The 8449-nt window shown below is 66.4% G+C and carries 10 protein-coding genes; 6 read left to right on the top strand and 4 right to left on the bottom strand.

The genetic code is table 11. From position 1 onward, the window contains the following. The first annotated feature begins 183 nt into the window (after positions 1–183). Positions 184–1029: a DUF3027 domain-containing protein gene (locus WB785_RS14005; protein WP_424079939.1), complete on the top strand. Its 846-nt coding sequence runs from the start codon at positions 184–186 to the stop codon at positions 1027–1029. On the opposite strand, the gene WB785_RS14000 is transcribed toward WB785_RS14005, so the two are convergent. Both WB785_RS14000 and WB785_RS13995 read right to left on the bottom strand, forming a co-directional pair. Then, positions 1026–1481, bottom strand: coding sequence for an SRPBCC family protein (locus WB785_RS14000; protein ID WP_424079937.1), 456 nt, complete (start codon positions 1479–1481; stop codon positions 1026–1028). The two genes, WB785_RS14005 and WB785_RS14000, sit on opposite strands and share 4 nt — an antisense overlap. Before the next feature lie 27 nt (positions 1482–1508). Then, entirely contained in the window at positions 1509–1790 is a 282-nt protein-coding gene (locus WB785_RS13995) for a DUF2530 domain-containing protein (RefSeq protein WP_424079936.1), read from the bottom strand. A 76-nt stretch (positions 1791–1866) separates the two neighbouring features. Between WB785_RS13995 and WB785_RS13990 the strand changes: the two genes are divergently transcribed. The 3 genes from WB785_RS13990 to WB785_RS13980 are packed head-to-tail and all read left to right on the top strand — an operon-like array spanning position 1867 to position 3481. Continuing rightward, entirely contained in the window at positions 1867–2298 is a 432-nt protein-coding gene (locus WB785_RS13990) for a MarR family winged helix-turn-helix transcriptional regulator (protein WP_424079935.1), read from the top strand. Positions 2299–2327: 29 nt separating this feature from the next. Next, complete coding sequence (locus tag WB785_RS13985; protein ID WP_424079938.1) at positions 2328–3149, top strand: TrmH family RNA methyltransferase; 822 nt, start codon at positions 2328–2330, stop codon at positions 3147–3149. Between the two features lie 59 nt (positions 3150–3208). Further along, positions 3209–3481, top strand: a complete 273-nt coding sequence (locus WB785_RS13980) for a DUF2537 domain-containing protein (protein WP_424079934.1) — start codon at positions 3209–3211, stop codon at positions 3479–3481. Here the strand turns inward: WB785_RS13980 and sepH are convergent. Further along, complete coding sequence (sepH, locus tag WB785_RS13975; protein ID WP_424079933.1) at positions 3478–4257, bottom strand: septation protein SepH; 780 nt, start codon at positions 4255–4257, stop codon at positions 3478–3480. The genes WB785_RS13980 and sepH overlap by 4 nt on opposite strands. 126 nt (positions 4258–4383) lie before the next feature. Beyond that, entirely contained in the window at positions 4384–5502 is a 1119-nt protein-coding gene (gene serC, locus WB785_RS13970) for a phosphoserine transaminase (protein WP_424079932.1), read from the bottom strand. Positions 5503–5687: 185 nt separating this feature from the next. Here serC and WB785_RS13965 point away from each other — a divergent pair, with 185 nt between their 5' ends. Then, complete coding sequence (locus WB785_RS13965) at positions 5688–6722, top strand: AurF N-oxygenase family protein (RefSeq protein ID WP_424079931.1); 1035 nt, start codon at positions 5688–5690, stop codon at positions 6720–6722. Between the two features lie 14 nt (positions 6723–6736). Continuing rightward, the gene (locus tag WB785_RS13960; protein WP_424079930.1) at positions 6737–8440 is read left to right on the top strand and encodes an FAD-dependent oxidoreductase; all 1704 of its coding nucleotides are present in this window, start codon (positions 6737–6739) and stop codon (positions 8438–8440) included. Positions 8441–8449 lie beyond the last annotated feature (9 nt).

The raw sequence follows: 8449 nt of genomic DNA, 5'->3' as shown, positions 1-8449 counted from the left end.
GCTGCGGGTCCGGTGCGAGCGCGGCGGCCGCCGGACGCCGGGCCGCTATCCGGGTGATCACGCCGCCGTCCAGCCATGCCTCAATTCTCACAGATGTCGGCCGATGCGATGTGTAGGCAACCGGTGTGGCCGGGCGCCACGGCTTTGCGGCAGTATTAAGGGCGTATGGAAACAGCGGACCACGTGACCCGACCCACTGGGGAGTCGGCTGCGGCGACCACCGAAGAGTGGTCGCCTGAGCTGGCATCGGTGCTGACCGCTGCCGTCGAGGCGGCGCGGGCGGCCATCGTCGAGTTCAGCGGTGCCGACACGGTGGGTGACTACCTGGGCGTCGGTTACGAAGATCCGACCAGCGCCACCCACCGTTTCCTCGCCCATATGCCTGGTTACCAGGGCTGGCAGTGGGCGGTCGTCGTGGCCGCCGTCCCTGGCGCTGACCATGCGACCATCAGCGAAGTGGTGCTGGTGCCGGGGCCGACGTCACTGTTGGCGCCGGAATGGGTGCCCTGGGATCAGCGGATCCGGCCGGGCGACCTGAGCCCAGGCGATCTGCTGGCGCCGCTGCCCGATGATCCGCGGTTGGTGCCCGGTTATCTGGCCTCCGGCGATCCGCAGGTTGACGACGTCGCGGTAGAACTCGGTCTGGGACGGCGCCGGGTGATGAGCGCGTGGGGCCGCTCGGAGGCGGCGCAGCGCTGGCACGACGGTGACCACGGCCCGGCCGCGCAGATGGCGCAGTCCACCAAACGGGTGTGCCGCGATTGCGGTTTCTTTCTGCCGCTCGCTGGGTCGTTGGGAGCGATGTTCGGCGTATGCGGCAACGAGTTGTCCGCCGACGGCCAAGTCGTCGACTTCGAATACGGCTGCGGTGCGCATTCCGACACCCCGGCTCCCGCCGGCAGTGGCTCGCCGATGTATGACCCTTACGACGACGGGGTGCTCGACATCGCCGAGAAAAGCGGCGATCGCAAGCGCGGCGAAGCCGGGCGCAGCGGGTCGCCGCCATCGGACCCCGCCGAGCTCAGCTAGCCGTTCTCGGCCGTGGCTTTGATCCTGGCCAGGGAAATCTTCATCCCCTCGACCAGTTCCCGCTCGAACTTCTCAGTCCCGCCCATGAATGCGTTCACCGAAAAACTCGATACGGGCTTCGTCCCGTTCTCGGCGTGCCGGCTCTCGATCACCCGGGTGCCCTCGGGGATCGGCTGCAGTTCGTAGCTCCAGATCGTGTTGTTGGTGTTGACCCGGAACGCCAGCTTCTGATCCGGGATCACCTCGAGCACGGTGCAGGTCGTCGGCCAGAACAACCGATTGCGGCGGTTGAAGTTGATCGTGCGGGTGCCATGACGGACGGGGCCGAGCGGCCGCATCAATCGACACTGCGGGCTCCACTCGGGCATCCGGCGGAAATCGCTAACCAGCGACCAGACTTTCGAGACCGGTGCGTTGATGTCAATCTGAGCTTGCAATAGCGGCGCTGCCATTGGACGCACTCCTCCTAGCTGGGGCCATCATTCTCGGTCAGGGTCGGGTTGGTAGTGCAACCCGGTCTGTGCGCCGCGCGCGCCACGGCGCGCGGCATCACGCTGCCACAGAAAGACCGTCGTGCCCAGCACCCCGACACCCAGCCCGGCCAACGTCAGCGGCCGCCAGCTCTCCAGCGCGGGTACGACGAACGCGGCCACGGCGGCAACCAGCCAGGCCACTGCGCCGACGGCAATGACCGGCCAGACCTCCAGCAGCGACGCGGGCAGCATCGGCGGATCGAGGTTTTTGCCAGGCTCGACAGACATCGAGTTCACGATAGCTTGAGTCCGAAGTCAGTCATTCCTGTGGACAATCGGACGTTCTGTCGTAACGTTCGCGATTGTGATCGATCGTGATAGCCGTTTGGCTAGCGACCTGTCGTTGGCGGTGATGCGGCTGTCCCGGCAGCTGCGATTCCGCCGGCCGCAGTCCCCGGTGTCGTTGTCGCAGCTGTCGGCGCTGGCGACGTTGGCCAACTTCGGCCCGATGACCCCAGGATCGCTGGCCATCAGAGAACGGGTTCGCCCGCCGTCGATGACGCGGGTAATCGCCTCGTTGGCCGATCTTGGTTTTGTGGACCGCGTCGCGCACCCCGACGACGGCCGACAGGTCTTGGTGTCGGTCTCTAAAGCCGGCACCGAACTTCTTGAGGCCGAACGCCGAGCCAGCCAGGAGTGGCTCGCGCAGCGGCTCGAGACCATGGGCGATGCCCAACGCGATACGTTGCGCGACGCCGCCGACCTGATCTTGGCCCTTGTTGACGAAAGCCCTTGAGTTCAAGCAACTTTGACCGCGCCGATAGCATCGACGGTGTGGTCGTCATCGATATCACTGATCCGGGCGACGCACGGCTGGATTCTTTCCGGGACTTGAACAGCATCGACCGCCGGCCCGACCTGCCGAGCGGCAAGGGGCTGGTGATCGGCGAGGGTGTGCTGGTGGTCCAGCGCATGCTGGCCTCGCCCTTTACCCCGTTAGCTTTCCTCGGCACTGACCGCAGACTCGCCGAGCTCAAGGCAGATCTGGCCGGTAATCCCGCGCCGTTCTATCGGGTATCCGCAGAGGTGATGGCCGAGGCGGTCGGCTTTCATCTCAACCGCGGGGTACTGGCGGCCGCTCGTCGTGAGCCCGAGCGCAGCCTCACGAAGGTAGTCGACGGCGCTAGGACCGTCGCGGTGCTAGAGGGCGTCAACGACCACGAAAATCTGGGTGCGATCTTTCGCAACGCCGCGGGTCTGTCCGTCGATGCGGTGGTGTTCGGCAGCGGCTGCGCTGATCCGCTGTATCGCCGCGCGGTGCGGGTCTCCATGGGCCATGCCCTGCTGGTGCCGTATACGCAAGCGGCCGACTGGCCGGCTGAATTGAAGACGTTGCGCCAGAAGGGCTTCCGCTTGCTGGCAATGACCCCTAGCCCCGAAGCAATACCGTTGCCCGAGGCAATGGCCACGGTGTGCGACGAGCGGGTCGCAGTGCTGGTCGGCGCCGAAGGGCCGGGTCTGAGCCTCGCTGTGCTGCAGGCCAGCGATCTGCGGGTGCGCATCCCGATGTCACGTGGCACCGACTCTCTTAACGTCGCCACCGCAGCGGCGCTGGCGTTCTACGAGCGGGCTCGGGCTAGGGCCTGATTGCCCGACTCCTCAGCGCGCCGTCGCGGCGCGCATCGTCGTCGGGCTAGGCTCGGCTGATGATCGACGAATCCACGCCGTGGGCAACGGGTTTGACGGTGGCCGGGTTTGTCGCCGCGGCGACCGGGGTCGCCGTTGTGGTGCTGAGTTTGGGACTGATCCGGGTGCATCCGTTGTTGGCCGTCGGGCTGAACATCGTCGCGGCCGGGGGATTGGCGCCCACGCTATGGGGATGGCGGCACACCCCGGTACTGCGTTGGTTGGTGCTGGGCGTCGGAGTAGGCGTGACAGCCGGCTGGGTGACTTTGGTGTCGATGGAGCTAGTCCGCTAGCGCTGCCCGCCGGAACGGACACCGAGCAACACGTCTTCCCATGCCGGCACCGGTGGCTTGCCACGTCGGCTGCGCGCCGGCTCGCTCTTGGGTTCGACCGCCGGGGTTTCCACCGGTGCGGGTTCGGGCTCGTCGAAGTCGAGCTGGGCGACGGGGGCCACCGGCCTCAGCGGGCGGTCGAAATCGGGATCGATCAGCTCACTGGCTGGATCGTCGAGGGCGGTGACCGTCCCGCCGTGAGCGCCGGGGCAGTAGCGGAAATGCGCGAGGTTGTCGCTGCGCCCGGCCTTCCAGCCCAGCTGGACGGTCCACCGACCATCCTCGTTACGCCAGGCGTCCCACGTGGTGATGTCGGGATTGAGGCCACGCGCCACCAGCGACGACGTGACGGTTTCCAGCAGCGTCAGCACCGCGGGGCCGTCGGCGAGGACCGGGTGTGCGGCAGTTGCCAGCTCGGCCGCGCGCGAGCGCTCCAGCAGCACCGGGTGCGCGAAGCGCTGGACGCGGTCGACATCCACCCCGGCGGCCTCCGCGACTTGCTCGACGGATGCGCCCGCGCGGATACGAGCCTGAATTTCCTTGGGGCGCAGCATGCTGGGGACCTCGATCTCGATATGGGTTTGACCCACTCGGACCCCGTCGCCGCGCGCAGCCGACCTTAGCCGGTCGTCGACCCGAATCTTGAACTTGTCGCCCGGATCCCCGTTATCTCGGGTGCTCTCGCAGATGACGTGTTTGCCATCAACATCGAGACCGACGATCGTGAGTTCCCGCATGGTGTCTCCTCGCAGGCTCCTCGCAGACCAGCGCGCCAGGCCTGTCAGCTGCGAACTCTAGTGCAGTCAGCGGCCGTTACCGTTTTGACACGCGGGAGCTACCTGGGCTTCTTTTCCACGAGCGAGCTATAGCCGCTCGACCACCCAGTCGATGCACTCGGTGAGCGCGGTGACGTCGTCAGGCTCGACGGCCGGGAACATCGCGACCCGCAACTGGTTGCGGCCGAGTTTGCGGTACGGCTCGGTGTCGACGATGTCGTTGGCGCGCAGCACCTTGGCCACAGCCGCGGCATCGACGTCATCGTTGAAGTCGATGGTGCCCACGACCTGCGAGCGCAGCCGCGCGTCCGCCACGAAAGGCGTTGTGTAGGGCCGCTCCTGCGCCCAGCTGTACAGCCGCTGCGACGAGTCCGCGGTGCGCTTGACCGCCCACTCCAACCCACCGTTGCCCAGCAGCCACTCGATCTGCTCGGCCAACAGCACCAGCGTGCCGATGGCCGGAGTGTTGTAGGTCTGGTTCTTGAGGCTGTTCTCCACGGCGATCGGCAGCGACAGAAAGTCCGGCACCCATCGCCCGGCCTCCGCGATGGCCTCTATCCGGGCCAGTGCGGCCGGGCTCAAGATCGCCAGCCACAGTCCGCCGTCACTGGCGAAGTTCTTCTGCGGTGCGAAGTAGTAGGCATCGGTGTCGGCGATGTCGACGGGCAGGCCGCCGGCGCCGGAGGTGGCATCGATGACGATCAGCGCGTCGCCGGCGCCGTCGGGCCGCTTTACCGGCACCGCGACCCCCGTCGAGGTCTCGTTGTGCGCCCATGCGATGACGTCGACCGACGGGTCGCTCTGCGGCTCGGGCGCGCTGCCCGGGTCGGCTTTGACCACGATCGGCTCGCCGACGAACGGGTTCTTGATGACCGCCGAGGCGAACTTCGAGCTGAACTCGCCGTAGCTCAGGTGCAACGACCGCTTGTCGATCAGACCGAACGCCGCGGCATCCCAGAACGCCGTCGCCCCGCCGTTGCCCAGCACCACCTCGTAGCCGTCCGGCACCGAGAAGAAGTCCCGCAACCCGTCGCGCACCCGGCCAACCAAGTCCTTCACCGGCGACTGACGGTGCGAGGTGCCGAAAAGCGCAGCGGCGCTGGTAGAGAGCGCTTGCAGTTGTTCGGGTCGAACCTTGGACGGGCCGGAGCCGAACCGTCCGTCGCCGGGTTTGATGTTGTCAGGAATCGTGAGCTGGTCAGCCATGATCACCAGGTTAGTGACCCGCCCGAGCCCGCCGATCACGTGGGCGGCGTGTGACGTAAGTCACCGTGTACACATGTTCACGGATGGGCCACAGTGGCAATCTGGGGTCTAGAAAGTTCGCGATACCTGCGGTACTGTCGTTGGACATAGCGCGTCCAAATGTAAACCTTATTGGGGAGGCTGTGATGGCCCAGAAGACGGCTCGGACGAAGATGATGCGACGGTGGCGCCGCAACATGGATGTCCTGGACGACCCGAAGTACGTGGAGATGCTCACCACGCTGTCCGAGGGGTCGGTGCGGCGCAATTTCAACCCGTACACCGACATCGACTGGAAATCCCCCGAGTTCGCGGTCACCGACAACGACCCGCGCTGGAAACTGCCGACGACCGACCCGCTGGGCCGGCACCCCTGGTACCAGGCGCAGTCCGAAGAGCGGCAGATCCAGATCGGCATGTGGCGTCAGGCCAACGTCGCCAAGACCGGCCTGCACTTTGAGTCGATCCTGATCCGCGGCCTGATGGAATACGCGTTCTGGGTGCCCAACGGATCACCGGAGTACCGGTACTGCCTGCACGAAGCGGTCGAAGAGTGCAACCACACGATGATGTTCCAGGAGATGGTGAACCACATCGGCGCTGACGTGCCCGGTATGCCGCGGTTGCTCAAGTGGATTCAGCCGTTCATTCCGCTGGCGGCCGGACCGCTGCCGATCCCGTTCTGGTTCGGCATCCTGGCCGGCGAGGAGCCCATCGACCACACGCAGAAGAACGTGCTGCGCGAGGGCAAGGAGCTGCACCCGATCATGGAGCGGGTGATGGCCATCCACGTGGCCGAGGAGGCCCGCCACATCTCGTTCGCGCACGAGTACCTGCGTAAGCGGGTGCCGAACCTGCCACGCCGCAAGCGGTTCTGGCTTTCGCTGTACGTGCCGATCACCATGCGGATCCTGTGCTCGGCGATCATCGTGCCGCCGAAGGCGTTCTGGAAAGAGTTCGACATTCCGCGCGAGGTGCGCAAGGAGATCTTCTTCCGTTCACCCGAGGCACGGCAGATGTTGCGGGACATGTTCGGCGACGTCCGGATGCTTTGCCACGACACCGGTTTGATGAACCCGCTGTCCAAGCTGATCTGGCGGATCTGCAAGATCAACGGCGAGCCGTCTCGCTACCGCAGCGAACCGCAGCGCCAACATCTAGCCGTCGCACCGGCTGCCTAGCAGACTAGGTCTTTATGCCGCACGTAATTACCCAGTCGTGCTGTAGCGACGGGTCCTGTGTTTACGCCTGCCCGGTGAACTGCATTCACCCGTCGCCGGACGAGCCAGGCTTCGCTACCGCCGAGATGCTCTACATCGATCCGGTGGCCTGCGTGGACTGCGGCGCCTGCGTGAGCGCGTGCCCGGTGGGCGCTATCGCGCCCGAGGCCCAACTGACCCTCGAGCAGCAACTCTTCATTCCGATCAACGCGTCGTACTACCCAGACCGCCCGGCCGACCAGAAGCTGCCGCCGACATCCAAGCTGGCGCCGGTGATCCCCGCGCCACAGGTGCACGGGCATGGTCGGGGCCCGCTGACCGTCGCGGTCGTCGGATCCGGGCCGGCAGCAATGTATGCCGCCGACGAACTGCTTACTCAACAGGGTGTGCGAGTCAACGTCTTCGAGAAGCTGCCCACCCCGTACGGGTTGGTTCGCGCCGGGGTGGCCCCGGACCACCAGACCACCAAACGGGTCACTGCGCTCTTCGACCGGATCGCCCGTCGCCGCGAATTCCGGTTCTTCCTCAACGTCGAGGTCGGCAAGCACCTGAGCCACGACGATCTGCTGGCGCACCACCACGCCGTCATCTACGCCGTCGGCGCGCCCACTGACCGCCGCTTGGACATCGACGGCATGGGCATGCCGGGCACTTGGACGGCCACCGAGCTGGTGGCCTGGATCAACGGCCATCCCGATTTCGCCCAGCTGCCAGTCGATCTCACCCGTGAGCGGGTCATCGTGGTCGGCAACGGCAACGTCGCGCTCGATGTCGCCCGCGTGCTCACCGCTGACCCCGACGAGCTGGCCCGCACCGACATCTCCGATCACGCACTGCAGGCGCTGCGCGCGTCACGGGTGCAGGAGGTGGTGATCGCCGCCCGGCGCGGACCCGCGCATTCGGCGTTCACGCTGCCCGAGCTGATCGGGCTGACGACCACGGCAGACGTGGTGCTCGCCGCCGCCGACCACGAGCTGGTGCTGCGCGACCTGGCAGTCGCCTCGGACGCCGTGACCAAGCAGAAGCTGGAGATCCTGAGCAAGCTCGGCGACGGTTCCGGCCCACCGCTGCGTCCCCGGATCCGGCTGGCCTACCACCTGACACCCAACCGGGTGCTGGGCGAACAGCGGGCCAACGGTATGGAGTTCTGCGTCACCGGTACCGACGAGGTGTGTCAACTCGAGGCCGGTCTGGTGTTGAGCTCAATTGGCTACCACGGCAAGACGATTCGCGACTTGCCGTTCGACGATCGCGCAGGAGTCGTGCCGAACGACGGTGGCCGGGTGATCGACCCTGCCTCGGGTGAACCCGTGCATGGCGCATACGTGGCGGGCTGGATCAAGCGCGGCCCGACGGGATTCATCGGCACCAACAAGTCGTGCGCACTGCAAACCGTGCAACAACTCGTCGACGATTTCAACGACAGGCGGTTGCGCGATCCGATCGGCAAGCCGTCGGCACTGGACGCGATGGTCCGCACGCGCCAGCCCGCTGTTGTTGACGCCGCCGGCTGGCAGGCCATCGACGCCGCCGAGGTATCCCGGGGCAGCGTCAGCGATCGGCCGCGCAACAAGTTCACCTCGATCGAGGACATGCTGGCGGTCGCGGCCGCCGCGCCGGCACCGCCACTGCGGCGCCGGCTGGCCGACCGGCTGCGTCAATTGGCCGACTTCGCCTAGCCCTGGCCC

It is taken from the genome of Mycobacterium sp. (genome assembly GCF_049585075.1).
Lineage (GTDB): Bacteria > Actinomycetota > Actinomycetes > Mycobacteriales > Mycobacteriaceae > Mycobacterium.
The sequence above is the reverse complement of the archived record's forward strand: the minus strand, read 5'-3'. Positions and strand labels throughout refer to the sequence as shown.

Bases quoted from the DNA above. Each gene is read 5' to 3' on its own strand.
- WB785_RS13980 (WP_424079934.1), top strand. From the start codon at position 3,209: ATGATCGACGAATCCACGCCGTGGGCAACGGGTTTGACGGTGGCCGGG.
- serC (WP_424079932.1), bottom strand. From the start codon at position 5,502: ATGGCTGACCAGCTCACGATTCCTGACAACATCAAACCCGGCGACGGA.
- WB785_RS13965 (WP_424079931.1), top strand. From the start codon at position 5,688: ATGGCCCAGAAGACGGCTCGGACGAAGATGATGCGACGGTGGCGCCGC.
- WB785_RS14000 (WP_424079937.1), bottom strand. From the start codon at position 1,481: ATGGCAGCGCCGCTATTGCAAGCTCAGATTGACATCAACGCACCGGTC.
- WB785_RS13995 (WP_424079936.1), bottom strand. From the start codon at position 1,790: ATGTCTGTCGAGCCTGGCAAAAACCTCGATCCGCCGATGCTGCCCGCG.
- WB785_RS13960 (WP_424079930.1), top strand. From the start codon at position 6,737: ATGCCGCACGTAATTACCCAGTCGTGCTGTAGCGACGGGTCCTGTGTT.
- sepH (WP_424079933.1), bottom strand. From the start codon at position 4,257: ATGCGGGAACTCACGATCGTCGGTCTCGATGTTGATGGCAAACACGTC.